Origin of the sequence: Azospirillum sp. TSO22-1, from assembly GCF_003116015.1 — a bacterium.
In the GTDB taxonomy this organism is placed as follows: domain Bacteria; phylum Pseudomonadota; class Alphaproteobacteria; order Azospirillales; family Azospirillaceae; genus Azospirillum.
The window spans coordinates 47,544-72,595 of record NZ_LGQZ01000028.1 but is presented as its reverse complement, the minus strand read 5'-3'; the positions used below and the strand labels follow the sequence as shown (position 1 = coordinate 72,595).

The 25,052-nt window shown below is 71.1% G+C and carries 23 protein-coding genes and 1 tRNA gene; 14 read left to right on the top strand and 10 right to left on the bottom strand.

What is annotated here, in order from left to right; genetic code table 11:
• Window positions 1–65: 65 nt before the first annotated feature.
• On the bottom strand, window positions 66–2,756 hold the full coding sequence (gene ppdK / locus TSO221_RS08870) for a pyruvate, phosphate dikinase (protein WP_109118124.1): 2,691 nt from the start codon (window positions 2,754–2,756) through the stop codon (window positions 66–68).
• A 216-nt stretch (window positions 2,757–2,972) separates the two neighbouring features.
• On the opposite strand from ppdK, the gene TSO221_RS08865 reads away from it, so the two are divergent.
• The 3 genes from TSO221_RS08865 to glyS all read left to right on the top strand — a co-directional run bounded on the left by TSO221_RS08865 (window position 2,973) and on the right by glyS (window position 6,291).
• Window positions 2,973–3,251 (top strand): hypothetical protein, encoded by a 279-nt coding sequence (locus TSO221_RS08865; RefSeq protein ID WP_109118123.1) that lies wholly within the window; start codon window positions 2,973–2,975, stop codon window positions 3,249–3,251.
• Window positions 3,252–3,336: 85 nt separating this feature from the next.
• Window positions 3,337–4,203 carry a glycine--tRNA ligase subunit alpha gene (locus tag TSO221_RS08860; RefSeq protein ID WP_109118122.1) on the top strand — a complete coding sequence of 289 codons (867 nt, stop codon included), beginning with the start codon at window positions 3,337–3,339 and terminating at the stop codon, window positions 4,201–4,203.
• On the top strand, window positions 4,204–6,291 hold the full coding sequence (glyS, locus tag TSO221_RS08855) for a glycine--tRNA ligase subunit beta (RefSeq protein WP_109118121.1): 2,088 nt from the start codon (window positions 4,204–4,206) through the stop codon (window positions 6,289–6,291).
• Window positions 6,292–6,509: 218 nt separating this feature from the next.
• Here glyS and TSO221_RS08850 read toward each other — a convergent pair whose 3' ends face one another.
• Genes TSO221_RS08850 through TSO221_RS08840 form a run of 3 tightly spaced genes read right to left on the bottom strand, consistent with a single transcriptional unit; the run spans window position 6,510 to window position 8,571 of the window.
• A complete protein-coding gene (locus tag TSO221_RS08850) occupies window positions 6,510–6,923 on the bottom strand; it encodes a cyclic nucleotide-binding domain-containing protein (protein WP_109118120.1) in 414 nt (137 codons plus the stop codon).
• Window positions 6,924–6,934: 11 nt separating this feature from the next.
• Complete coding sequence (locus TSO221_RS08845) at window positions 6,935–7,792, bottom strand: S49 family peptidase (protein WP_109118119.1); 858 nt, start codon at window positions 7,790–7,792, stop codon at window positions 6,935–6,937.
• A 32-nt stretch (window positions 7,793–7,824) separates the two neighbouring features.
• Window positions 7,825–8,571, bottom strand: a complete 747-nt coding sequence (locus TSO221_RS08840) for a methyltransferase (protein ID WP_109118118.1) — start codon at window positions 8,569–8,571, stop codon at window positions 7,825–7,827.
• A gap of 170 nt (window positions 8,572–8,741) precedes the next feature.
• Here TSO221_RS08840 and TSO221_RS08835 point away from each other — a divergent pair, with 170 nt between their 5' ends.
• The 5 genes from TSO221_RS08835 to TSO221_RS08815 all read left to right on the top strand — a co-directional run bounded on the left by TSO221_RS08835 (window position 8,742) and on the right by TSO221_RS08815 (window position 13,271).
• The gene (locus TSO221_RS08835) at window positions 8,742–9,758 is read left to right on the top strand and encodes a polyprenyl synthetase family protein (protein WP_109118117.1); all 1,017 of its coding nucleotides are present in this window, start codon (window positions 8,742–8,744) and stop codon (window positions 9,756–9,758) included.
• 61 nt (window positions 9,759–9,819) lie between these two features.
• A tRNA-Pro gene (locus tag TSO221_RS08830) sits at window positions 9,820–9,896 on the top strand.
• An 81-nt stretch (window positions 9,897–9,977) separates the two neighbouring features.
• Window positions 9,978–11,816 (top strand): glycoside hydrolase family 15 protein, encoded by a 1,839-nt coding sequence (locus TSO221_RS08825; protein ID WP_109118116.1) that lies wholly within the window; start codon window positions 9,978–9,980, stop codon window positions 11,814–11,816.
• A gap of 68 nt (window positions 11,817–11,884) precedes the next feature.
• Window positions 11,885–12,892, top strand: coding sequence for an SDR family oxidoreductase (locus TSO221_RS08820; protein ID WP_109118115.1), 1,008 nt, complete (start codon window positions 11,885–11,887; stop codon window positions 12,890–12,892).
• A gap of 16 nt (window positions 12,893–12,908) precedes the next feature.
• Window positions 12,909–13,271 carry a cereblon family protein gene (locus TSO221_RS08815; RefSeq protein WP_109118114.1) on the top strand — a complete coding sequence of 121 codons (363 nt, stop codon included), beginning with the start codon at window positions 12,909–12,911 and terminating at the stop codon, window positions 13,269–13,271.
• 49 nt (window positions 13,272–13,320) lie between these two features.
• Here TSO221_RS08815 and TSO221_RS08810 read toward each other — a convergent pair whose 3' ends face one another.
• Window positions 13,321–13,563: a hypothetical protein gene (locus tag TSO221_RS08810; RefSeq protein WP_109118113.1), complete on the bottom strand. Its 243-nt coding sequence runs from the start codon at window positions 13,561–13,563 to the stop codon at window positions 13,321–13,323.
• Between the two features lie 219 nt (window positions 13,564–13,782).
• On the opposite strand from TSO221_RS08810, the gene TSO221_RS08805 reads away from it, so the two are divergent.
• Complete coding sequence (locus tag TSO221_RS08805) at window positions 13,783–14,103, top strand: hypothetical protein (protein WP_109118112.1); 321 nt, start codon at window positions 13,783–13,785, stop codon at window positions 14,101–14,103.
• 147 nt (window positions 14,104–14,250) lie between these two features.
• On the opposite strand, the gene TSO221_RS08800 is transcribed toward TSO221_RS08805, so the two are convergent.
• The gene (locus tag TSO221_RS08800; RefSeq protein WP_109118111.1) at window positions 14,251–14,475 is read right to left on the bottom strand and encodes a hypothetical protein; all 225 of its coding nucleotides are present in this window, start codon (window positions 14,473–14,475) and stop codon (window positions 14,251–14,253) included.
• 198 nt (window positions 14,476–14,673) lie between these two features.
• Between TSO221_RS08800 and TSO221_RS08795 the strand changes: the two genes are divergently transcribed.
• A complete protein-coding gene (locus TSO221_RS08795) occupies window positions 14,674–15,540 on the top strand; it encodes an NAD(P)-dependent oxidoreductase (protein ID WP_109118110.1) in 867 nt (288 codons plus the stop codon).
• A gap of 131 nt (window positions 15,541–15,671) precedes the next feature.
• Here the strand turns inward: TSO221_RS08795 and TSO221_RS08790 are convergent, their stop codons facing one another.
• On the bottom strand, window positions 15,672–17,069 hold the full coding sequence (locus TSO221_RS08790) for an FAD-linked oxidase C-terminal domain-containing protein (RefSeq protein ID WP_109118109.1): 1,398 nt from the start codon (window positions 17,067–17,069) through the stop codon (window positions 15,672–15,674).
• Window positions 17,070–17,355: 286 nt separating this feature from the next.
• Here TSO221_RS08790 and TSO221_RS08785 point away from each other — a divergent pair, with 286 nt between their 5' ends.
• Together TSO221_RS08785 and TSO221_RS08780 are read left to right on the top strand one after the other, a co-directional pair.
• Complete coding sequence (locus TSO221_RS08785) at window positions 17,356–18,234, top strand: AraC family transcriptional regulator (protein ID WP_109118158.1); 879 nt, start codon at window positions 17,356–17,358, stop codon at window positions 18,232–18,234.
• Between the two features lie 37 nt (window positions 18,235–18,271).
• Window positions 18,272–18,679, top strand: coding sequence for a DUF2000 family protein (locus TSO221_RS08780; protein WP_109118108.1), 408 nt, complete (start codon window positions 18,272–18,274; stop codon window positions 18,677–18,679).
• Between the two features lie 11 nt (window positions 18,680–18,690).
• On the opposite strand, the gene TSO221_RS08775 is transcribed toward TSO221_RS08780, so the two are convergent.
• Entirely contained in the window at window positions 18,691–22,314 is a 3,624-nt protein-coding gene (locus TSO221_RS08775; RefSeq protein WP_109118107.1) for a hydantoinase B/oxoprolinase family protein, read from the bottom strand.
• A 218-nt stretch (window positions 22,315–22,532) separates the two neighbouring features.
• On the opposite strand from TSO221_RS08775, the gene TSO221_RS08770 reads away from it, so the two are divergent.
• On the top strand, window positions 22,533–22,910 hold the full coding sequence (locus TSO221_RS08770) for a response regulator (RefSeq protein WP_109118106.1): 378 nt from the start codon (window positions 22,533–22,535) through the stop codon (window positions 22,908–22,910).
• Between the two features lie 6 nt (window positions 22,911–22,916).
• Here TSO221_RS08770 and TSO221_RS08765 read toward each other — a convergent pair whose 3' ends face one another.
• A complete protein-coding gene (locus TSO221_RS08765) occupies window positions 22,917–23,348 on the bottom strand; it encodes a MarR family transcriptional regulator (RefSeq protein WP_109118105.1) in 432 nt (143 codons plus the stop codon).
• 128 nt (window positions 23,349–23,476) lie between these two features.
• Window positions 23,477–24,037 carry a GNAT family N-acetyltransferase gene (locus TSO221_RS08760; RefSeq protein WP_109118104.1) on the bottom strand — a complete coding sequence of 187 codons (561 nt, stop codon included), beginning with the start codon at window positions 24,035–24,037 and terminating at the stop codon, window positions 23,477–23,479.
• A gap of 229 nt (window positions 24,038–24,266) precedes the next feature.
• On the opposite strand from TSO221_RS08760, the gene TSO221_RS08755 reads away from it, so the two are divergent.
• Window positions 24,267–25,022, top strand: a complete 756-nt coding sequence (locus TSO221_RS08755; protein ID WP_109118103.1) for a TerB family tellurite resistance protein — start codon at window positions 24,267–24,269, stop codon at window positions 25,020–25,022.
• Window positions 25,023–25,052: the final 30 nt, after the last annotated feature.

Here is a 25,052-nt window from a genome sequence, read left to right as displayed (position 1 = left end):
CTGCGATGCAAAAAAGAAAGCCTCTTCCGGCGGACCGGAAGAGGCTTTCGTTGGCACGGCGAGGATCAGTCGCGCTTGACGGTGTCGGCGTTGAGCGCCGCCTGCGCCGCCGCCAGACGCGCGATCGGCACGCGGTAGGGCGAGCAGGAGACGTAGTCGAGCCCGACCGACTCGCAGAACGCGATGGAGGCCGGGTCGCCGCCGTGCTCGCCGCAGATGCCGAGCTTGATCTTCGCCCGGGTCTTGCGGCCGCGCTCGGCGGCGAGGCGGACCAGCTCGCCCACGCCCTCGGGGTCGAGGGTGGCGAACGGGTCGTGCTCCATGATGCCGGCGCGCTCGTAGTCGGGCAGGAAGCTGCCGGCGTCGTCGCGGCTGATGCCGTAGGTGGTCTGCGTCAGGTCGTTGGTGCCGAAGCTGAAGAACTCCGCCGTCTCGGCGATCTCACCGGCCAGCAGCGCCGCGCGCGGCAGCTCGATCATGGTGCCGACCATGTACTCGAAGGTCTGACCGGTGGCCGCCATGGTCTCCTTGGCGACGCGGTCGACCATGGCCTTCAGGATGTCCAGCTCCTTCTTGGTGCTGATGAGCGGGATCATGATCTCCGGCAGGACGGCCTGGCCCGACTTGGCGACCTCGGCCACCGCGCCGAAGATGGCGCGGGCCTGCATCTCGTAGATCTCCGGGAAGGCGATGCCGAGGCGGCAGCCGCGCAGGCCCAGCATCGGATTGGTCTCGTGCAGCTGCACCGAGCGCTGCTGGACGCGCAGCAGATCGGTGCCGGCGGCCTTGGCGACCTCGGCCATGTCGGCCTCGGTGGTCGGCAGGAACTCGTGCAGCGGCGGGTCGAGCAGGCGGATGGTGACCGGCAGGCCGGCCATGATCTCGAACAGCTCGATGAAGTCCTGCTTCTGGTACGGCTCCAGCTTGGCGAGCGCGGCGCGGCGGCCCTTCTCGCTGTCGGCCAGGATCATCTCGCGCACCGCCAGGATGCGCTGCGGGTCGAAGAACATGTGCTCGGTGCGCGACAGGCCGATGCCCTCGGCGCCGAACTTGCGCGCGGTGCGGGCGTCCAGCGGCGTCTCCGCGTTGGTGCGGACCTTCATGCGGCGGATCTCGTCGGCCCAGCCCATCAGCGTGGCGAAGTCGCCGCTCAGCTCCGGCTGGATCGTCGGGACGGCGCCCAGCATCACCTCGCCGGTCGAGCCGTCGATGGTGAGGATGTCGCCTTCCTTCACGACGATGTCGCGGACCGTGATGGTCCTGGTCTTGTAGTCGACGCGCAGCTCGCCGGCGCCCGACACGCAGGCGCGGCCCATGCCGCGGGCGACCACGGCGGCGTGGCTGGTCATGCCGCCGCGGGTGGTCAGGATGCCCTTGGCGGCGTGCATGCCATGGATGTCCTCGGGGCTGGTCTCGACGCGGCACAGGATGACCGCGTCACCGAGGCCGGCCTGGCTCTCCGCCTCGTCGGCGGTGAACACCACCTTGCCCGACGCGGCACCCGGCGAGGCCGGCAGGCCCTTGGCGATCACCTTGCGCTCCGCCTTCGGGTCGAGGGTCGGGTGCAGCAGCTGGTCGAGCGAGGCCGGGTCGATGCGCTTCACCGCCTCCTTCCGGTCGATCAGCCCTTCGCTGGCCATGTCCACGGCGATCTTCAGCGCGGCCGGCGCGGTGCGCTTGCCGTTGCGCGTCTGCAGCATGAACAGCTTGTTCTGCTGCACCGTGAACTCGATGTCCTGCATGTCGCGGTAGTGCTTTTCCAGCCGCAGGCGGACGTCGTTGAGCTGCCGGAAGACCTCCGGCATCACCTCTTCCATGGCCGGCAGATCGGAGTGGTTGGCCTGCTTGCCGGCGATGGTCAGGTGCTGCGGCGTGCGGATGCCGGCCACCACGTCCTCGCCCTGGGCGTTGACCAGGTACTCGCCGTAGAAGGCGTTCTCGCCGGTGGACGGGTTGCGGGTGAAGGCGACGCCGGTGGCGCAGTCCTGCCCCATGTTGCCGAACACCATGGACTGCACGTTCACCGCCGTGCCCCAGTCGGCCGGGATGTCGTGCAGCTTGCGGTAGGTGATGGCGCGGGCGTTCATCCACGAGCCGAACACCGCGCCGATGGCGCCCCACAGCTGCTCCTGCGGGTCCTGCGGGAAGGGCCGGCCCAGCTCGCGCTCGACCATCGCCTTGTAGTCGGCGATCACCGCCTCCCAGTCGTCGGCGGTCAGGTCGGTGTCGAAGGCCTTGTTGCGGTCGCGCTTGTGGCTGTCGAGGATGTCCTCGAAGTGGTGGTGGTCAACGTCCAGCACCACGTTGCCGTACATCTGGATGAAGCGGCGGTAGCTGTCGAAGGCGAAGCGCGCGTCGCCCGAGCGCTTGACCAGCCCCTGCACCGTGACGTCGTTGAGGCCGAGGTTGAGAACCGTGTCCATCATGCCCGGCATCGAGGCGCGCGCACCCGAGCGCACCGAGACCAGCAGCGGGTTGACGGCGTCGCCGAACGTGGCGCCCATGGCCTGCTCGACCGCGGCCAACGCGGCGGCGACCTGATCCTTCAGCTCGCCCGGATAGGCGCGGCCGTTGGCATAGAAATAGGTGCAGAGCTCGGTGGTGATCGTGAAGCCCGGCGGCACCGGCAGGCCGAGATTGGCCATCTCGGCCAGATTGGCGCCCTTGCCGCCGAGCAGATTCTTCATGTCCGCACGGCCTTCGGTCTTCCCCGCACCGAAGCTGTAGACCCACTGATTCACGCCTTGGCTCGCCATGGCTGGTTCCATCCCCTGGGTTGTCGTCTGCCCGCCGGCACCTGCGTGCAGGCGGACTGGTAGCACCGCTTACGCTCCCTTCTAGTCTGCCGCGGATGCGGAACACAAGGCCAACCGGAGGGCCGCGCCGTATGGGCGGTGCGCGCACGGCTCATGAACCACTTAGGGGAAGGATCCCCGCTTGACCCTCCGCCGCTAGCCCAGCATCCTGCGGCCATGCTGTCGTTCTCGAAACTCCTTCTCCTCGCGCTGGTGATCGGCGCCGTGTGGTTCGGCTGGCGCTGGTTCCAGCGCGTGGACGCCGTGCGCCGCGCGCAGCTGCGCCGCCAGGCCGCGCCGCAGCCGGCTCCCCGCCCCGACTCGCCCGCCGCATCCGCCGGCCCCACCCGCACGGCGGACGCCGAGGACATGGAGAAGTGTCCGGAGTGCGGGGCCTGGGTGGCGCCGCGCTCCGCCACCTCGTGCGGGCGGGCCGGATGCCCGTACGGGCGCTGAGGAGTAAGCCCGGTCGCGGCTTGATTTGCCGGAGTCGCCCGCGTATCGTGCCCGGCGCTTTCAACCGACCTGCAAGTGACCGCCCATGGCGTCCTCAAAGAGCCTGTCGTTCCAGGCCCTCATCCTGAAGCTTCACCAGTTCTGGTCCGAACAGGGCTGCGTGATCCTCCAGCCCTACGACATGGAAGTCGGGGCCGGCACCTTCCACCCGGCCACGACGCTGCGGGCGCTCGGTCCGCAGCCGTGGAAGGCGGCCTACGTGCAGCCCTCCCGCCGCCCCAAGGACGGCCGCTACGGCGAGAACCCGAACCGCCTGCAGCACTATTACCAGTACCAGGTGATCCTCAAGCCCTCGCCGGCCAACGCGCAGGAGCTGTACCTGAAGAGCCTGGAGGTGCTGGGCATCGACCCCAAACTGCACGACATCCGCTTCGTCGAGGACGACTGGGAGAGCCCGACGCTGGGCGCCTGGGGCCTGGGCTGGGAGGTGTGGTGCGACGGCATGGAGGTCACGCAGTACACCTACTTCCAGCAGGTCGGCGGCATCGAGTGCGATCCGGTGGCGGTCGAGCTGACCTACGGCCTGGAGCGCCTCGCCATGTACGTGCAGGGCGTGGAGAACGTCTACGACCTCGACTTCAACGGCGAGGGCGTGAAGTACGGCGACGTCTTCAAGCGCGCCGAGATCGAGTACTCCGCCCACAATTTCGAGCACGCCAACACCGACATGCTGCTCCAGCACTTCAAGGACGCCGAGGCCGAGTGCCAGGCGCTGGTCGGCAAGGGCGTGGCGCTGCCCGCCTACGACCAGTGCATCAAGGCGTCGCACCTGTTCAACCTGCTGGACGCGCGCGGCGTGATCTCCGTCGTCGAGCGCGCCGCCTACATCGGCCGCGTGCGCGCGCTGGCGAAAGCCTGCTGCGAGGCGTGGATCGCCGGGGGGGCCAAGTAAATGCCCGAGTTGCTGATCGAGTTCTTCTCCGAGGAAATCCCCGCCCGCATGCAGGCGCGCGCGGCGGACGACCTCAAGCGCCTCGTCACCGACCGCCTGACCGCGTCGGGCCTGACCTTCACGAAGGCTGAGGCTCACTCGACGCCGCGCCGGCTGGCGCTGGTGGTTGACGGGCTGCCGGAGCGCACCGCCGACGTCAAGGAAGAGAAGAAGGGCCCGCGCGTCGGCTCGCCCGAGCAGGCGGTGCAGGGCTTCCTGAAGTCCGCCGGGCTGACCAGCCTCGACCAGTGCGAACAGCGCGACACCGGCAAGGGCGTGTTCTACTTCGCCGTCGCCGAGAAGAAGGGCCGCGACACGGCGGAAGTGCTGGCCGAGATCATCCCCGCGGTGATGGCCGAACTGCCCTGGCCGAAGTCCATGCGCTGGTCGAGCGGCGACGTGCGCTGGGTGCGCCCGCTGCATTCCATCGTCGCGGTGTTCGGCGGCAGGACGCTGGCCGGGTCGTTCAACCTGGGTGAGCGCCAGGGCTCGCTGGCCTTCGGCAACACCACCCGCGGCCACCGCTTCCTGTCGCCGGAGCCGTTCGCCGTCGAGAGCTTCGCCGACTACAAGCAGAAGCTCCGTGCCGCCCACGTCGTCCTCGACCGCGAGGAGCGCAAGGCGAAGGTCAAGGCCGACGCCGAGGCTCTCGCCGCGTCGCAGGGCCTGACCCTGTCGCCCGACGACGGGCTGCTGGAGGAGGTCGCCGGCCTCGTCGAGTGGCCGGTGATGCTGATGGGCAGCATCGACGAGGCGTTCATGGACGTGCCGGCGGAGGTGTTGATCACCTCCATGCGCACGCACCAGAAGTACTTCGCGGTGCTCGACAAGGCCGGCAAGATGGCGCCGCGCTTCATCGTCGCCGCCAACATGGTGACGGCGGACGGCGGCAAGGCCGTGGTCGCCGGCAACGAGCGCGTGCTGCGCGCCCGCCTGTCCGACGCCAAGTTCTTCTGGGACCAGGACCGCAGGACGAAGCTCGAGGAGCGCGTCCCCAAGCTCGCCAACATCACCTTCCACGCCAAGCTCGGCACGGTGTCCGAGAAGGTGAACCGGGTGCAGGTTCTGGCGGCCGAGATCGCCCGCGCCATCGGCGCGGATGCCGACGCCGCCACGCGCGCCGCCTTCCTCGCCAAGGCAGATCTGGTCACCGAGGTGGTCGGCGAGTTCCCCGAGGTCCAGGGCATCATGGGCCGCTACTACGCGCTCGGCGAAGGCGAGAGCGCCGCGGTGGCCGAGGCCATCGCCGAACACTACAAGCCGCTCGGCCCCACCGATTCCTGCCCGACGGCGCCGGTGTCGGTGGCGGTGGCGCTGGCCGACAAGCTGGACACGCTGGTCGGCTTCTTCGCCATCGACGAAAAGCCCACCGGTTCCAAGGACCCGTACGCCCTGCGCCGCGCCGCGCTGGGCATCATCCGGCTGGTGCTGGAGAACGGGCTGCGCCTGAACCTCGCCCAGGTGTTCCAGGCGGCACACGGCCTGTACCGGGTCGGCGGCTTCGCCGCGGCGGACGCGGTGGCGGGCGACCTGCTGGCCTTCTTCGCCGACCGCCTGAAGGTGGTGCTGCGCGACCAGGGCGTGCGGCACGATCTGGTGGACGCCGTGTTTTCGCTGGGCGGCGAGGACGACCTCGTCCGCCTGCTGGCACGGGTGAAGGCGTTGCAGGAGTTCGTCGGCTCCGAGGACGGTGCCAACCTGCTGACGGCCTACAAGCGCGCCTCGAACATCGTGCGCATCGAGGAGAAGAAGGACGGCAAGGCCTACGACCAGCCGGTCGATGCCACGTTGCTGACGCTCACCGAGGAGAAGGACCTCTACGGCGCCCTCACCGACGCCGCCCAGACGGCCAAGCCGCTGCTGGACAAGGAGGACTTCACCGGCACCATGGGCGTGCTGGCCCGCCTGCGCGGCCCGGTGGACGCTTTCTTCGACAAGGTGACGGTGAACGCCGAGCAGGCCGACCTGCGCGCCAACCGCCTGCGGCTGCTCAGCCAGATCCGTGCGACGCTGAACGCGGTGGCGGACTTCTCGCGGATCGAGGGGTAAGCGACGAAGGGCGCGCCGGCATCCCCGGCGCGCCCCGGAATACTGGAAAATGCTGCCGAAAGGCCGCGTTCAGCGCTCAACCACCTTCCAACCCGTCATCCCCGCGAAGGCGGGGATCCATGCTTTCCACAGCCCCTTGCTTTGGGACTTATGGATCCCCGCCTTCGCGGGGATGACGGTCAGATGAACCTCGGCGCCGCGGGCCAAATGCCCCAAGGTTACGCCTCCTCGCCACCTTCCGGCTCGGCCGTTGGCGCCGGTGCGCGGTGCGCCGCCTCCAGCTGCGCGCCGAGGCCGCGGGCGGAATCCAGGATCACCTTGATCAGCTTGGTGAGGATCGGGTCGGCCTTGCGCAGCGCCTCGCGCACGTGGTCGCCCTGGATCTGCACCAGCACCGTGTCCTCCAGCGCCGAGGCGCTGGCCATGCGCGGCTTGCCGTCGAAGATCGCCATCTCGCCGAAGACGCCGCCCTGCGGGACGATGCCCAACTGCACCCGGTCGTCGGGCTGGCCGCGCCAGATCTGCACCCGGCCGCTCTGCACCAGGAACATGACGTTGCCGGGCTCGCCCTCGCGGAAGATCACGTGGTCCTTGTGGACGACGCGGCGGCTCAACACCTGGGGCTGACTCATCCCCTGCCCTCCTAAAGTCCGTAGCGCGCCCACAGCGCGCGTTCCTCCACGGCGCCCAGCGCCGCGTCCGCCAATTCCGCCGCCCAGGGGCTGGAGAACCGGCTGCGCACCGGCAGGCGGCGCCACCACGGCCGGGGCTCGTGCACCACGGCGAAACGCACCTTCTCGCCGAAGCGCGCCCGCAGGACGCCGCGCGCGTCGCCGATGCCGTCGATCAGGCCGTAGCCCAGCGCCCGCCGGCCGGTCCAGAAGGCGCCGGTGAACAGCTCCTCGTCCGGCCCGGCCAGGCGGGCGCCGCGCCGCGCGCGGACCATCGCCTTGAAGCTTTCGTGCACCTCGGCCTGGATGGCCTTGAGGTGGGCAACGCCGTCCTCGCGCTCCGGCGCGAAGGGGTCGAGCAGCACCTTCTTGTCGCCCGACGTGTAGACGCGCCGCTCGATGCCGTGCCGCTCGATGAAGTCATGCAAGCCGAAGCCGGCCGACACCACGCCGATCGAGCCGACGATCGAGCTCTCGTCGGCGAAGATCTCGTCCGCCGCGCAGGCCAGCCAGTAGCCGCCGGACGCCGCCACGTCCTCGCAGAAGGCCAGCACCGGCACCGTCTTCTCCTCGGCGAGGTCGCGGATGCGCTTGGCGATCAGCGCCGACTGCACCGGCGAACCGCCGGGCGAGTTGACCAGCAGCGCCACCGCCGCCTGCCCCTTGCGGGCGAAGGCGCGCTCCAGCAGCGGCGCCAGGGTTTCCAGGGACAGGCCGGGACGCAGCGGGCTGGCCGCCCCGATGGCGCCGGACAGGCGCACGACGGACACCACCGGCCCGCGCTCGCGCCACGGGCCGAAGGGGAGTTTGGAGAGGAGGGATCGGATCATCGCCGAAAGAGATGGGTGCGCCCGCGCGTTCATCAAAGGCTCAGCGCCGCGCCGTCGCGCAGCACCGCCTCCGCCGCCGCGGTGAAACGGCCGTCCGCCTCGTGCAGCACCAGCCCGGCCGCCAGCGTGGCCGGCCCCTTGCCGCCGCGCTGCGCGCTCACCAGCACGCGCTTCGCCGCCTCCCCCGCCTTCGGCCACAGCGGGAACAGCACGGTCGAGCCGAAGCGGCCGGGCAGCAGCGCCAAAATCTCGTCCAGCCGGTCGGCACGATGCACCAGCGTCAGCCAGCCGCGCATCTTCAGCATGGTCGCGGCAAAGGCGATCCAGTGCGCCAGCGTCGCCTCCCCCTCCACGTTGGCGGCGGCCTTCCAGGGGTCGGGCGGCAGCGTGGCAGCGTCGGCTCTCAGGTAGGGCGGGTTCATCATCACCCGGTCGAAGGATCCCGGCGCCACCATCAGCGGCGGGTTCAACAGGTCGCCGACCACCACCCAGGCGCGGGCCTGCACCCCATTCAGCTCGATGTTGTGGCTGGCGTAGGCGGCGACCTCCGGGTGCTTCTCCAGCCCGACGATGCGGCAGGCCGGGGCGCGCACGGCGAGGCAGAGCGACGCCGCCCCGGTGCCGGCACCGACGTCGAGCACGCGGTCCCCCGGCTCGGCCGCCGTGGCGGCGGCGAGCAGCACGGGGTCGATGGCGGCGCGGTAGCCCTCGGGCGGCTGCGCGATGCGCACGCGCCCCCCGAGCAGGCTGTCCGGCAGGCTGTCCTCACCGTCCGTCACGGCGCGCCTCTTTCCGTCCCTTGGACGAGTGACAAAGACTGGAACTCGGTGGTACGCAGGCGGTTCTGCATGGCGCTCCGGGTGCTGTGGGCAAGCGGACTTGACCGAACAGGGTATGCCGTTATGCTCGCTGCCGGGAATCGCCACGTCAATCACGATTGGAGCCGGCCTTGGCGGTCGTCACGAACCTCGATCCGAAACGGCGCAAGTCCACCCCGCTGGACGAGCTGACCAGCCTGGTCTCCCAGGACCTGGACTCCGTCAACGAGCTGATCCTGGCGAACATGCATTCGTCGGTGGAGATGATCCCGCAGCTGGCGGGCTACATCATCGCCGCCGGCGGCAAGCGCCTGCGCCCGGTGCTGACGCTGGCCGCCGCGCAGCTGTGCGGCTACCGGGGCGAGAACCACAAGATGCTGGCCGCCGTGGTGGAGTTCATCCACACCGCCACGCTGCTGCACGACGACGTGGTGGACGAGAGCGACCTGCGCCGCGGCCTCGCCTCGGCCAACGCGGTGTTCGGCAACAAGGCCAGCGTGCTGGTCGGCGACTTCCTGTTCTCCCGCGCCTTCGAGCTGATGGTCGGGGTCGGCTCGCTGGACGTGCTGCGCATCCTGTCCAAGGCGTCGGCGGTGATCGCCGAGGGCGAGGTGTTGCAGTTGCAAACCTCCAACGACACCGAGACCAGCGAGCAGGCCTACCTCGAGGTCATCAAGGCCAAGACGGCGGAGCTGTTCGCCGCCGCCTGCCGCGTCGGCGCGGTGGTCGCCGCCCGCCCGCAGGCGGAGGAGATGGCGCTCTACGACTACGGCATGAACCTCGGCATCGCCTTCCAGCTGGTGGACGACGTGCTCGACTACTCGGCCAAGCAGGCGAAGCTGGGCAAGACGGTCGGCGACGATTTCCGCGAGGGCAAGATCACCCTGCCCATCGTGCTCGCCTTCCGCCGCGGCAACGACGAGGAGCGCGCCTTCTGGCGCCGCACCATGGAGGAGCTGGACCAGCAGGACGGCGACCTGGAGCGCGCGCAGCAGCTGATGGTCAGGCACAACGCGCTGAAGGACACCGTGGAGCGCGCCCGCCACTACGGCGCCATCGCCCGCGACGCGCTCGGCCTGTTCCCGGACAGCGCCGTAAAGCGCGCCCTGCTGGACGTGATCGATTTCGTGATCGACCGCGATTATTGAGCTTGCAGGGCGGGATCGGAGCCGTTATATACCCGCTCCACCGGCGGCGACGCCGGTCAGACGGAGAGTAGCTCAGCCTGGTAGAGCACTGCTTTCGGGAGGCAGGGGCCGGAGGTTCGAATCCTCTCTCTCCGACCATACGAAGGGGCCGACGCAGCGATGCGCCGGCCCTTTTCGCGTTTGCGGAACTCCCGCGCCCGTGCCGCCGTTCGCGTGGGCATGGCACGCCGCATCGAGGACTACGCGCTCATCGGCAACACGCACACCGCGGCGCTGGTCGGGCGCGACGGCGCGGTGGACTGGCTGTGCCTGCCGCGGTTCGATTCGGAGGCCTGCTTCGCCGCCTTGCTGGGCGCTGCCGAGAACGGCCGCTGGCGCATCGCGCCGGATGGCGAGGTCAAGGCGGTCCGCCGCCGCTACCTCCCCGGCACGCTGGTGCTGGAGACCGAGTTCGAGACCGCCGGGGGCACCGTCGCCCTCATCGACTTCATGCCGCCGCAGATGGACCGCGACGAGGACCGCGCCGACCTCGTGCGAATCGTCGAGGGGCGGCGGGGGCGCGTCGACCTCTCCATGGACTTGGTGCTGCGCTTCGGCTACGGCGCCGTCGTGCCGTGGGTCCGCCGCTGCGACGACGGGCTGAGCGCCATCGCCGGCCCGGACGCCGTCGCGCTCCGCACCCCGGTGCCGCTGCGCGGTGAGGACTTCCACACCCGCGCCGCCTTCACCGTCGCCGCCGGCGAGCGGACGCCGTTCACGCTGATCTGGCATCGCTCCCACCTGCCCGCAGCGCCGGCCGAGGATCCGGACGCCCTGCTGGCCGAGACCGAGGCGTGGTGGCGGGCCTGGAGCGGCCGGTGCCGCACCGCCGGGCCGTGGCGCGAGGCGGTGGAGCGCTCGCTGATCACGCTGAAGGGGCTGACCTACGGCCCGACCGGCGGCATCGCCGCGGCGGCCACCACCTCGCTGCCGGAGAAGATCGGCGGCGAGCGGAACTGGGACTACCGCTTCTGCTGGCTGCGCGATTCGGCGTTCACGCTCTACGCCCTGCTCACCGCCGGCTACCGCGAGGAGGCGGAGGCGTGGCGGCACTGGCTGGTGCGCGCGGTGGCCGGCATGCCCGCGCAGCTGCAGATCATGTACGGCCTGGCCGGCGAGCGGCGGCTGGACGAATGGGAGGTGCCCTGGCTGGCCGGGTTCGAGGGCAGCCGGCCGGTGCGCATCGGCAACGGCGCGCACGGGCAGTGCCAGCTCGACGTCTACGGCGAGGTGCTGGACACCCTGCACATCGCCCGGCGCAACGGCCTCGCCCGCGACGACGACAGCTGGCGCGTCCAGCGCGCGCTGCTCAAGCACCTGGAGACGGTCTGGCACGCCGCCGACCACGGCCTGTGGGAGGTGCGCGGCCCGGCGCGCCAGTTCACCCACTCCAAGGTGATGGCCTGGGTCGCCTTCGACCGCGCGGTGCAGGCCGTCGAGCAGTCCGGCGTGGAGGGACCGGTGGAGCGCTGGCGTGAGCTGGCGCGGCGCATCCACGCCGAGGTCTGCGAGAAGGGCTTCGACGCCAAGCGCAACAGCTTCGTCCAGTACTACGGCGCCAAGCACACCGACGCGGCGCTGCTGCTGATCCCGCAGGTGGGCTTCCTGCCGCCCGAGGACCCGCGCGTCGTCGGCACCATCGAAGCGGTCGAGCGCGAGCTGTCGGTGGACGGCGGATTGCTGCAACGCTACCCGACCGAGCCGGAGGTGGACGGCCTGCCGCCCGGCGAGGGCTGCTTCCTGGCCTGCGCCTTCTGGCTGGTCGATGCCAAGGTGATGCTGGGCCGCCACGAGGAGGCGCGGGAGCTGTTCGAGCGCCTGCTGGAGCTGCGCAACGACGTCGGCCTGCTGGCCGAGGAATACGACCCGGTGGCGCGCCGCCAGCTCGGCAACGTGCCGCAGGCGTTCTCGCACGTGGCGCTGGTCAACTCCGCCCACAACCTCGCCCGCATCGCCGGCCCCGCCCGCAAGCGCGCCCAGGCGCCCGGCGGGCACGAGGCGCAGCGCTCGGGGGACTGAGCGGCCAGGGCACCGAAACCCGCCTGCGCCGTTGACAGAATCGAGCCCCAGCCGCCGGAGATCGCCCGATGCCTACCCCCTCCCCCGTCGTCGTCATCACCGGCGCCTCGGCCGGCGTCGGCCGCGCCACCGCGCACGCCTTCGCCCGCCGGGGAGCCCGCATCGGCCTGCTGGCCCGCGACGGCGAGGCGCTGCACGCCACCGAGCGCGAGGTCGAGCGGCTGGGCGGCGAGGCCGTCGCGCTGCCGGCCGACGTGTCGGACTTCGAGGCGGTGGACGTCGCCGCCGAGGCGGTGGAGGAGACGCTCGGCCCCATCGACGTGTGGGTCAACAACGCCATGACCACCGTCTTCTCGCCGGTCCGCGCGCTGGAGCCGCACGAGCTGCACCGGGTGACGCAGGTCTGCTACTTCGGCTGCGTGCACGGCACCATGGCGGCGCTGCGCCGCATGCTGCCGCGCGACCGCGGCACCATCGTGCAGGTCGGCTCGGCGCTGGCGTTCCGCGGCATCCCCTTGCAGGCCGCCTACTGCGGCGCCAAGCACGCCATCGTCGGCTTCACCGACTCGCTGCGGGCCGAGCTGATCCACGACGGCAGCAACGTCCGCCTCACCGCCGTGCACCTGCCGGCGATGAACACCCCGCAGTTCGACTGGGCGCGGGTGCGCTTCGCCCGCCGGCCGCAGCCGGTCGGCGCCATCATGCAGCCGGAGCGCGCCGCCGTGGCCATCCTGCACGCCGCCGTGCACGCCCCGCGCGACCTGTGGGTCGGCGGCTCGACGGTGCAGACGATCCTCGGCCAGATGGTGGCGCCCGGCCTGATGGACCGCGCCGCCGCCCGCATGGCGTACGAGCAGCAGTTCCGCCCCGAGCCGCTGCCGGCGGGCTACCGCGACAACCTGTACGAGCCGGTGCACGCCCCGCACGCGACGCACGGCGCCTTCGACGCCGAGGCCAGCCCGCGCGCCCTGGTGCTGCGCGAGGCGACGGTGCGCGGGCTGGCGGCGGCCGGCGGGCTGATGCTGGCAGCCGGGCTGGCCTGGGGCGTGGCGGCGCTGGCGCGGCGCACCGCCTGAGAGCTAGGATGCGGCCATGCCCAAGGATCTGCCCGACAGCGTGGCCGACGGCGCCACCAGGGACGCCGAGCGCGTCTACCGCTGCGCCGCCTGCGCGCACGAGGTGACCCGCGGGCGCTGGGAGATGGCGGTGGACGGCGCGCACGAGCGGGCGTTCTTCAACCCGGCCGGCCGGGTCTTTCGCGTGCTGTGCTTCAAGGAGGCGCCGGGGGCGGCCGGCGTCGGGCCGGCCACGACGGAGTTCACGTGGTTCCGCGGCTTCGCGTGGCGCTTCGCCGTGTGCCGGGGCTGCGGCGCGCATCTGGGCTGGCGCTATGAAGGCGACAGCGCCGTGTTCTTCGGGTTGATCAAGCCGGCGCTGGCGGCCGGGTCCGACTAAAGCGCGGGGCCATCTTCGACCCCGCCCTTTACAGTCCAGCGCACGTCCGTCAGCGGATGGACAGTCCCGAGAGACGGGGAGGCAGCGGCTGCGGGTTCAGGCTCCGGCTGTCGCCAAGCCCGCCAAGCCAGCGGGGAGGCAGCGGCTGGGGGTTGAGGCTCTGTCGGACACCCGGTTTGCCGCCGACCACGATGATGGACGACTTGCCCCCCAGGGTGTCCGCGGCTTCGGCGGTCCCGGCCAGCGCCGCGACCGAGGAGAGGAGGAGCGCGGCAAAAGCGAAGCGTTTCATGACAAGACCTTTCTGCGGGTTTCTGCGATCCGGTCGCCCGACCGGCTCTGCCGCCGGACCCTGCGCGATTCCGGCCCCGCGACTGTGAGCTGCGCCACACGCGGCCTTTTGCGGCCAACTGTGGGCCGCTTCACAGAGGCGCACAGACCGACCGGGCATGGTGCGGCCACCGAGACCGGCAAGGTCCTCCCTCACAGACAAACGCAGAAAGGCATCCTCATGAAGCGCTTCGCCCTCCTCGCCGCCACCGCCGTCATCGCCGCCGCCTCCTTCGGCGCCGGGCCGTCCCACGCCGCCAACACGCTTGGAAAGCGGCACCAGACGAGCCCATCGATCACCTCGGACTCCAGCCCGATGACCCTCTTCAACAACCGCGGCCCGTACACCAGCCGCGCGGTGACCACCCCGCGCACCTCGGGCGGCCTGCAGACGACGCCGTCGGGCACACCGTGCAAGGAGACCTACCAGCCCGGCCCGAACGGCACCCTGGGCGGCTACACCAACCCCTGCACCGGCGCCTATCGCCCGGCGGTGAACTGATCATCGGATCCGCAACGAAGAAAAACGGCGTCCCGGCCTCGGGACGCCGTTTCTTTCGTTGGCGCCTTTGCGGACACGCCCGGACATGCGAACGGCCCGCCGGGGTGCAGCCGGCGGGCCGTCGGATCGGCTCGGGCGCCGAAAAACTTACTTGGTGCGGATCACCGGGGTGAGCTGGTCGCCCCAGTTGCCCGTCTCGTTGTGGTAGCGGGCGGTGCGCATCAGCTCGACCGTGATGCCGGCCTCGACGCACTTGACGACCGCCTCGTTCAGGCGGTGCAGGCTGTTGGCGACGATGCGGACGGCGCTCTCCTGCTCGGCGGTCAGCTCGCTGCGGTCGTCCGGAGCGTCCTGGAAGCCCTTGGTAGGCATGCGGCTTATCCTTCCCCTATGTTTCTGGCGGCGCTGGGCCCGGTATGCCGCGCCGCAGCGCGGCCGGCCTTCCCTCAAACCTTTAACACAACCGACGTCCGGAACAAGGGGCGGAGTGGCACACCCGCACTGCGCATATGGGCTTTGCGCGATGGGCGGTCCCGCCTTACCTTGCGCGCACCGCAACGGAGGAAACACATGTCCGACACGCACCGCGTCGCGTTCCTGGGCCTGGGGGTCATGGGCTTCCCGATGGCCGGTCATCTGGCGAAGGCCGGCCACGCCGTCACCGTCTACAACCGCACCCCCGCCAAGGCCGAGGCCTGGGTCGCCACGCACGGCGGCGCCCGCGCCGGCACGCCCGCCGAGGCGGCGAAGGGCGCCGACTTCGTCTTTATGTGCGTGGGCAACGACGACGACGTCCGGCAGGTCGCCGGCGAGGCGATGCAGGGCATGACGCCGGGCGCGGTGCTGGCGGACCACACCACCGCCTCGGCCGGCGTGGCGCGCGAGATGGCGGCGTTGGCTGCTGCACGGGGCCTGGCCTTCCTCGACGCGCCGGTGTCCGGCGGGCAGGCCGGCGCGGAGAACGGCGTGCTGACCATCATGGTCGGCGGCGACGCCACGGCCTTCGGGCGCGCCAAGCCGGTGATGGACGCCTACGGCCGCTCGGTCGTGCTGATGGGCGAGTCCGGTGCCGGGCAGCTGACCAAGATGGTCAACCAGATCTGCATCGCCGGGCTGCTGCAGGGCCTGTCGGAGGCGCTGGCCTTCGCGCAGAAGGCCGGGCTCGACGCCGGCAAGGCGGTCGACGTGATCTCCAAGGGCGCCGCGCAGTCCTGGCAGATGGACAACCGCGCCAGGACCATGCTGGACGGCACGTTCGACTTCGGCTTCGCCGTGGACTGGATGCGCAAGGACCTGGGCATCGTGCTGGGCGAGGCGCGCAGCAACGGCGCCACCGTGCCGGTGACGGCGCTGGTCGACCAGTTCTACGCCGACGTCCAGGCCATGGGCGGCGGGCGCTGGGACACGTCGAGCCTGATCAAGCGGCTGGTGACGTAATCGCCAGTCCCTCCCCCAGCCCCGCTGGGGGAGGTTAGGTGGGGGCAGCGGCCATCGAGGCAGGCCGTAGCCCCCACCCTCCCCACTTCGTGGGTCCCCTCCCTCCCCCGCCGGAGGCGAGGGAGGGCGGATTAAACCCGCACCACCTTGCCCGGGTTCAGGATGTTCAGCGGGTCGAGCGCCGTCTTGACGTCGCCCATGACGCAGTAGGCCTCGCCCGCCTCCTGCTCCAGAAAGGCCATCTTGCCGTAGCCGATGCCGTGCTCGCCGGTGCAGGTGCCGCCCATGCGCAGCGCCCGCTCGACGAGGCGGTCGTTGAGGCGGGTGGCCTCGGCCATGTCCTCGGGCCTGTCGGGATCGACCAGGAAGACGAGGTGGAAGTTGCCATCGCCGACATGGCCGACGACCGGCGACACCAAGAACGAGGCCGCGAGGTCCTCCTTGGTCTCCAGGATGGCGTCGGCGAGGCGCGAGATCGGCACGCACACGTCGGTCGGCCAGCCCTTGGCTCCCGGCCGCAGGCCGAGCGCCGCGTAGTAGGCGTCGTGCCGCGCCTGCCACAGCTTGGAGCGGTCCTCCGGACGCGTCGCCCATGCGAAGTCGGGGCCGCCGTTCTCCTTGGCGATGGCGCCCACCATCTCCGCCTGCTCCTCGACGCCGCGGGTGGTGCCGTGGAACTCGAAGAACAGCGTCGGCTTCACCGCCATGTCGAACTTCGAATAGCGGTTGATCGCCTCCATCTGCAGCTCGTCGAGGAACTCGACGCGGGCCACCGGGATGCCGGACTGGATGGTGGCGATCACCGTGTCCACGGCGCCGCGCACGCTCTCGAACGGGCAGACGGCGGCGGAGATCGCCTCGGGGATGCCGTAGAGGCGCAGCGTCACCTCGGTGATGATGCCGAGCGTGCCCTCCGAGCCGACGAACAGCCGCGTCAGATCGTAGCCGGCGGCCGACTTGCGCGCCCGCCCGCCGGTCCGGATGATCCGCCCGTCGGCCAGCACCACGGTGAGGCCCAGCACGTTCTCGCGCATGGTGCCGTAGCGCACGGCGTTGGTGCCGCTCGCCCGCGTCGCCGTCATGCCGCCCAGCGAGGCGTCGGCGCCGGGGTCGATGGGGAAGAACAGGCCGGTGTCGCGCAAGTGCTCGTTCAGCTGCTTGCGGGTCACGCCGGCCTGGACGGTGACGTCCAGATCCTCGGGGGAGACGCGCAGGATCTCCTTCATGCCCGACACATCGATGGTGACGCCGCCCTTCAGCGCCGCCACGCCGCCCTCCAGCGAGGTGCCGGTGCCGAAGGGGATGATCGGCAGGCGGTGCCTGGCGCACACCTTGACGATGGCGCTGACCTCCTCGGTCGAGGTGGCGAAGGCCACCGCGTCGGGCGGCATGACCGGGTGGTAGGATTCATCCTTGCCGTGGTGCTCGCGCACCGGGCCGGAGGTGCTCAGCCGGTCGCCCAGCAGCGCGCGCAGCTCGGCCAGCGCCTCTTCGTTCGGGGCGACGCGCGGGGCGGTGACGACGGCCATGGGACTTCCCTCCACTTTTCTTCGGCGTTGCTTGGTAGGACCAGCAAGCTAAGGCCCACGGCGGGGGGCTGGCAAGCGGGACGCGCGCGGGGCTGCCTTCCGCCGGTGAAACGCTATGAAACACCATGAAACGCTGCGCGGAGGTGTGTTTCATCCGGTGCACCGGGGCGCGGCGTCGCGCGGATTTTAATCCTATCAAATCATGCCACAGAGCGCAAGCGCGGCCGAGCAGATCGGAAACATGGCCGACTCCCCGGCGCTCCGGCGCGGGTCTATGTTGCTGGGCATGGATACGGCCTGCCCTCCGCGCAACTGGGTCGATGTGACCCGCGACGCCGCGACCGGCGTGGAGACGATCCGCGCCCACTTCTCCGGCCACGCCTACGACCCGCATTACCACGAAGAGGCGCTGGTCGGGGTCACCGAGCAGGGCTTGCAGGAGTTCTCCTGCCGGCGCCGCCTGCACCGCAGCACGCCGGGGCGCGTCATCCTGATCGAGCCCGGCGAGGTGCACGACGGCCACGCTCCGGCGGCCGAGGGCTTCACCTACGTGATGCTCTACCTGCCGACCGGCTGGCTGGCGGAGACGCGCCGGTTGGTCGCGGCCGATGACCGTGGGACGGGGGATGTCGGCTTCCCGGCGACGCTGGCCGACGACGCCCGGCTGGCCGACGCCATCGGGCGCGCCTTCGCCGTGCTGCGCGCGCCGGAGATGCCGCGCCTCGCCCGCGACGCCGCGCTGGACGCCATGGTCGCGGCGCTGGAACCGCAGCTGGCGGACGGCCGGCCGGCCGGGGCCGGGGCGCAACGGGCGCCGAAGGCGGCGCGGCGGGCGCGCGAGATGCTGCACGCGCTGATGGCCGAGGATCCGGGCCTGGACGCGCTGGCCGGGGCGTGCGGGGCGGCCGACCGCTTCCAGCTCGCCCGCGCGTTCCGCACCGTCTACGGGCTGCCGCCGCACGCCTATCTGGTGCAGCTGCGCCTGACCGCGGCGCGGCGCCTGCTGTCCGGCGGCGAGGCGCCGGCGTCCGTGGCCGCCGCCGTGGGCTTCGCCGACCAGAGCCACCTGGGGCGCTGGTTCCGCCGCGCCTACGGCCTCACCCCGGCCGCCTACCGCCGACTGTGCACGAACGTTCCAGACCGGGGTGACGCCGCCGCGCCATGATGGCGGCGTTCCTCAACCGGCAGGGCTGCGAGCGACGATGTTCACCACCAAGATCGCGCTGATCGTGCGCGAGGATCTGGCCGTCTGGCAGAAGCTGAACGTGACCGCCTTCCTGGCGAGCGGCATCGCCGTCTCCGCCCCCGACGCCATCGGCGAGTCCTACGAGGACGCCGCCGGCCGGCGCTACGCCCGGATGCTCGGCCAGCCGGTGCTGATCTTCGCCGCGGACCGCGCGCAGTTGCAGGCGGCGCACCGCGGCGCCCTGGAGCGTGACCTGACGGTGGCAGCCTATGTGGCGGCGATGTTCGCCACCGGCCACGACGCCGCCAACCGCGCGGTCTTCCGCGAGGCCGACCCGGCCGACATGGACCTCGTCGGGCTGGCGGTGCGCGGCGACCGCAAGGCGGTGGACAAGGTGGTCAAGGGGCTGGCGCTGCACCGATGAGGGGGGGGCGCCTACGCCGCCCCGTACCCTCCCCCGCCCGGCGTCTCGATGACGAAGACGTCGCCCGCCTCCATCAGCGCCTTGTCGGTGGGGCCGAGTTCCTCGATCCGGTGGTCGGTGCGCTGCACCCAGGTGCGGCCGGGCTTGGCCGGCTCGCCGCCCTTCAGGCCGAAGGGCGGGATGCGGCGGCGGTTGGAGAGGATGGCGGCGGTCATCGGCTCCAGGAAGCGCACCTTGCGCACCACGCCGTCGCCGCCGCGCCACTTGCCGGCACCGCCGGAGCCGGGGCGGATGCGGAAGCTCTCCACCAGCACCGGGAAGCGCCACTCCAGCACCTCCGGGTCGGTGAGGCGGGAGTTGGTCATGTGCGTGTGCACCGCCGAGGTGCCGTCGAAGCCCGGCCCGGCGCCCGAGCCGCCGCAGACCGTCTCGTAGTACTGGTGGCGGGCGTTGCCGAAGGTGAAGTTGTTCATCGTCCCCTGCGCCGAGGCCATGACGCCCAGCGCGCCGTACAGCGCGTCGGTGATGCACTGCGAGGTCTCGACGTTGCCGGCGACCACCGCGGCGGGGTGGCCGGGGGCGAGCATGCTGCCTTTGGGGATGACGATGTCGATGGGCTTCAGGCAGCCCTCGTTCATCGGGATCTCGTCGTCCACCAGGGTGCGGAAGACGTAGAGCACCGCCGCCCGGCACACCGCGCTGGGCGCGTTGAAGTTGCTGGCGAGCTGCGCGCTGGTGCCGGTGAAGTCCACCCGGGCCGAGCGCGTCGCGTGGTCGATGGCGATCGCCACGCGGATCACCGCGCCGTTGTCCAGCACCAGCGCGAAGCGGCCGTCGGTCAGCACGCCGATGGCGCGGCGCACCTGCTCCTCGGCGTTGTCCTGGACGTGGCGCATGTAGGCGCGCACCGTCTCCAGCCCGAACTGGGCGCAGACGCGGCGCAGCTCCTGCGCGCCCTTCTCGTTGGCGGCGATCTGCGCCTTGAGGTCGCCGAGGTTCTGCTGGACGTTGCGCACCGGCTGCGGGCCGGCGGTCAGCAGCTCGACCGTCTCCGCCTCGCGGAACGTCCCGCCCTCCACCAGAAGGAAGTTGTCGATCAGCACACCCTCCTGGTCGATGGCCGTGCTGTCGGGCGGCATGGAGCCGGGGGTGGCGCCGCCGATGTCGGCGTGGTGGCCGCGGCTGGCGACGTAGAACAGCACTTCGCCCTCTCCATTCGGGGCCTTCCCGTCGAACACCGGCGTGATGACGGTGATGTCCGGCAGGTGGGTGCCGCCGTGATAGGGGTCGTTCAGCATGTAGACGTCGCCGGGCTTCATCGTGCCCCGGCGCGCCTCGATGACGGCGCGCACGCTCTCGCCCATCGATCCCAGGTGCACCGGCATGTGCGGCGCGTTGGCGATCAGCCCGCCGCCGGCGTCGAACAGCGCGCAGGAGAAGTCCAGCCGCTCCTTGATGTTCACCGAGTAGGCGGTCTTCTCCAGCGTGAAGCCCATCTGCTCGGCGATCGACATGAAGAGGTTGTTGAAGACCTCAAGCATCACCGGGTCGGCGGCGGTGCCGATGGCGGTGCGGGACGGCGGCGCCTCGACGCGGGTGAGGACGAGGTGGTTCCTGCGCGTCACCTCGGCCATCCAGCCGGGCTCGATCACCGTGGTGGCGATCGTCTCGCGGATCACCGCCGGGCCGAAGACGCGGTTGCCGGGCACCAGCGCGTCGCGGTCGAAGACCGGCGCCTCGCGCGAGCGGCCGCCGGCGTGCACCGTCAGGTTGCCGAGCCGGCGCGGCAGCGCGCTGGTGGGCGGCGGGGGCAGGTCGGCGTCGTCCGCCGCCTCGGTGCGGCCGGCCGCCTCGACCGAGACCGCCTCGACCACCAGCGGCTTGCCGTCCATCATGAAGCCGTAGCGCTGACGGTGCGCCGCCTCGAACGCCGCCTGCATGGCCTCCAGCGGGCCGAAGGCGACGGGCAGCGGGGTGTCGGAGCCCTCGACCTTGACCAGCGCCTTGCGGAGGATGGCGATGCGGGACTCCTCGACGCCCTGGCGGGCCAGCTCGGCGCGGCCCTCGGCCTCCAGCGCGTCCAGCGCCTTGGACAGCGCCGGGATCAGGGCGGCGTCCAGGCGCGCCTCCACCGCACGCTCGCGGATCGCCACCACGTCGGCCAGCCCGATGCCGTAGGCGGACAGCACGCCGGCGTGCGGGTGCAGGAAGACCCGCGTCATGCCCAGCGCGTCGGCCACCAGACAGACGTGCTGCCCGGCCGCCCCGCCGAAGCCGTTGAGGGTGTACTTGGTGACGTCGTAGCCGCGCTGGACCGAGATCTTCTTGATGGCGTTCGCCATGTTGTCGACAGCGACGGTCAGGAAGCCCTCGGCCACCTGTTCCGGCGTCAGGTCGCGGCCGGTCTTCGCGCGGATCTCGGCGGCCAGGGCGGTGAACTTGGCGCGCACCACCGCGGCGTCGAGCGGCTGGTCGGCGTTCGGGCCGAAGACGCGCGGGAAGAAGTCGGGGTGCAGCTTGCCGACCATGACGTTGCAGTCGGTCACCGTCAGCGGTCCGCCGCGGCGGTAGCAGGCCGGGCCGGGGTTGGCCCCGGCGCTCTCCGGCCCGACGCGGAAGCGGGTGCCGTCGAACACGCAGATCGAGCCGCCGCCCGCCGCCACGGTGTGGATGTGCATCATGGGGGCGCGCATGCGCACGCCGGCCACCACCGTCTCGAAGGCGCGCTCGTACTCCCCGGCGTAGTGCGTCACGTCGGTGGAGGTGCCGCCCATGTCGAAGCCGATGACCTTGTCGAAGCCGGCCATGCGCGCGGTGCGCACCGCCCCCACCACGCCGCCGGCCGGGCCGGAGAGGATGGCGTCCTTGCCGTGGAAGAAGCGCGCGTCGGTCAGGCCGCCGTTCGACTGCATGAACATCAGGCGCACACCGTTCAGCTCGCCCGCCACCTGCTGCACGTAGCGGTGCAGGATCGGCGACAGGTAGGCGTCGACCACCGTGGTGTCGCCGCGCCCGACGATCTTCATCAGCGGGCTGACCTCATGGCTCACCGACACCTGGGTGAAGCCCAGCGAGCGGGCGAGCGCCGCCACCTGCCGCTCGTGCTCGGGGAAGCGGTAGCCGTGCATCAGCACCACCGCGCAGGCGCGGAAGCCCTCGGCGTAGGCCTGCTCCAGCGCCAGGCGGACCGGGCGCAGCTCGACCGGGCGGATCACCAGGCCGTCGGCGCGCAGGCGCTCCGGCACCTCGATGACGCGGTCGTACAGCAGCTCGGGCAGGACGATGCGGCGGGCGAAGATGTGCGGGCGCGCCTGGTAGCCGATGCGCAGCTGGTCGGCGAAGCCCTCGGTGATCAGCAGCAGGGTCTTCTCGCCCTTGCGCTCGAGGAGAGCGTTGGTGGCGACGGTCGTGCCCATCTTCACCGCCTCGATCCGCTCGGCCGGGATCGGCTCGTCCGGGGGGAGGCCCAGGAGGTCGCGGATGCCTTGCACGGCGGCGTCGCGGTAGCGCTCCGGGTTCTCGGACAGCAGCTTGTGCGTCAGCACCGCGCCGTCCGGACGGCGCGCCACGATGTCGGTGAAGGTGCCGCCGCGGTCGATCCAGAACTGCCAACGGCCTGCGCTTCCCGTGTCCATACCCGCTCCTCCCGGTGTGCGGCACGGAGTGTGGCGATTGCCGGGCCCAGGTCAACCCGCCAGCGCGCGCAACCACCGGTATCGCGTCGAAACGACGCGCACCGGCGCCGCGGACGAGTCCTTACCTTCGTCTCCGGATATTCTGTCGCATGGCGGATCTTTGGGCCCTGTGTTAACGTTTTTTTCTACCCGAGAACTTTGCGGGAGGACATCAAGCCATGCGAGTCCTCATCGTCGACGACGACGCCGGGTTGCGTGACATTCTCCGCGACCGGCTCCTGCCGCACGCCGACACCGTCGACCTCGCCGCCGACGCGGCGTCCGCCGAGGCGATGGCCGGACGCGGCTACGACGCGCTGCTCATCGACATCATCCTGCCGGACCTCGACGGGGCGACGCTGATTCGCCGGCTGCGCGAGGCGGGGGTGCGGTCGCGCATCGTCGCCATGTCCGGCGGCGGCCCCGGCCGCTCCGCCCTGGAGGCGCTGGCGAGCGCCGAGGCGCTGGGTGCCGACGTGGTGCTGTTCAAGCCGTTCGACACCCCGCGCCTGCTCGGCGCCGTGTTCGGCGCGGCGCGGTCGGCGGCGGCGGCGTAAGACGCCCTAGCGGTTCCCCCGCGACGGCGCCGGCATGGCCGCCAGGAGCTGCGAGACGACGCCGGCGAAGTCGCGCCGGACCTCCTCGGGCAGGCCGCCGATGGGGTTGCACAGCAGCGCCAGAGGGTCGCCCTCCAGCGCCGCCATCCCCTGTTCAGTGACGGAAACCTCCTGCCGGCGGCCGTCCTCGGCCGACACCATGCGGGCGAGCAGGCCCTTGCGCACCAGGGCGCGCACGGTGTCGTTGGCGCTGGCCCGGCTGACGCCCTGGAAGCGGGCGAGCGACACCGCCGTCTTGCTGTCGGTCAGGTCGCGGGCGAAGAAGCGCAGGGCCGCCCACTGCGCCGGGTTCAGGCCGCCGGTGAAGGCTTCCACATGGTAGCGGCGGAACAGCGCGTCCAGCAGTTCCGCCGTCGCTCTCGCCGAAGATGCCGTCATCACGCCGATCCGCACACCTCTATTAGGGTATAGACGACGATACCGGCTCGGACATGATTGTTCAACAATCAGAAAGCAAATAACCCGGTCATAGGCACATCAGCAAGTAATAATGTGAGAAGCGCGGATCACGCCGCCCGCTCGGCCATATCCCCCTGCCACTGGTCGAGCACGGCGCCGAACGCGCCGGCCCCGGCTTCGAACGCCTCCAGCGCCAGCGAGAACTGGTTGGGCGGCGGCAGGCCGATGGCGATGGCCAGTTCGCCGCCGTCCACGTCCAGCGTGCCGCCGAAATGGCGGGCAAGCGCCCGCATGCGGCGGTTGTCGGCCAAGGCCAGCATGTGCACCTTGGCGATGCCGCGGTTGCGGGCGATGGTGAGGGCGCGGCGGACCAGCGCGGTGCCCACCCCCTGCCCCTGGAACGGCGTCTCGATGCTGACCGCCAGTTCGGCCTCGTGCGGCCAGATCAGGCGGTCGGTGCACAGTTCGGCCGCGCCGCGCAGTTCACCCTGATGAAAGGCGCCGACGACCGTCGTCCGCCCCCAGTCGAGGGTGGTGCAATGCCGCTCGATCACCGCGTCCGACACGGTGCCGGTGAAGCGGGCGTAGCGGTCCTTGCGCTCCAGGCGCAGCAGATGGCCGGGATAGCGGCGACGTTCCTGCGGAAGCAGCTTGCGATAGACTGGCATGGGCTCCTGCTCACGTAGTCAGCACGATGACACACGTTCCGGAGCGTCCGTCCCCAGCGATGCGGCCACGGTCGATGCCGCGGCTCTCGTTTTATATTGCACTGCAACATAGGTGGTGCGCCAGGGGTTCCGATCGAAAGGGTGGGATGCAGCCCCGCGTGTGACGCAAGCGCCACAGTTGGCGGGGCGCCGGAGCGCCGGTATGCTCCGCCGCCGAGGGAGCGACACCATGAGCATCTGGGGAAAGATCCTGGGCGGGGCCGCGGGCTTCGCCATCGGTGGGCCGCTGGGCGCGCTGCTGGGCGCCGTGGCCGGGCATGCGGTCGACCAGATCGCGCGCTGCGGGCCGGAGGGCGCCGAACCGGCCGAACCGAAGGACGGCACCAAGTCCATCGTCTTCACCATCGGCGTCGTCGTGCTGGCGGCCAAGCTGGCCAAGGTGGACGGCTTGGTCCGCCGCGTCGAGGTCGAGGCCTTCAAGCGCACCTTCGAGGTGCCGCCGGACGAGCTGAAGAACGTCGGCCGCGTCTTCGACCTGGCGCGCCGCGATTCGCAGGGCTTCGAGGTCTACGCCCGGCAGATCGCCGGCCTGTTCAAGCCGGGCGACCCGGTGCTGGAGGAACTGCTGGAGAGCCTGCTGCGCATCGCCGAGGCCGACGGCGAGGTGCACGCGGCGGAACTGGGCTACCTGCGCGACGTGGCGGGGATCTTCGGCTTCGACGAGCCCGGCGTGCGGCGCATCCTGGCCGAGCACTGCGCGCTGTGCGGCCGGCCGGATGCCGACCCCTACGCGGTGCTGGGCGTGGCGCGCGACGCCGACGACGGGGCGGTCAAGACCGCCTACCGCCGCCTCGTGCGGGAGCACCACCCGGACCGCCTGATCGCCCAGGGTCTGCCCGGGGAGTTCGTCGATCGCGCCACCGAGAAGATGGCGGCGATCAACGCCGCATACTCGCGTATTCAGAAGGAACGCCAGCCGGCATGACGCCGCGCCGTTGCGCGGGCGAACACCCAT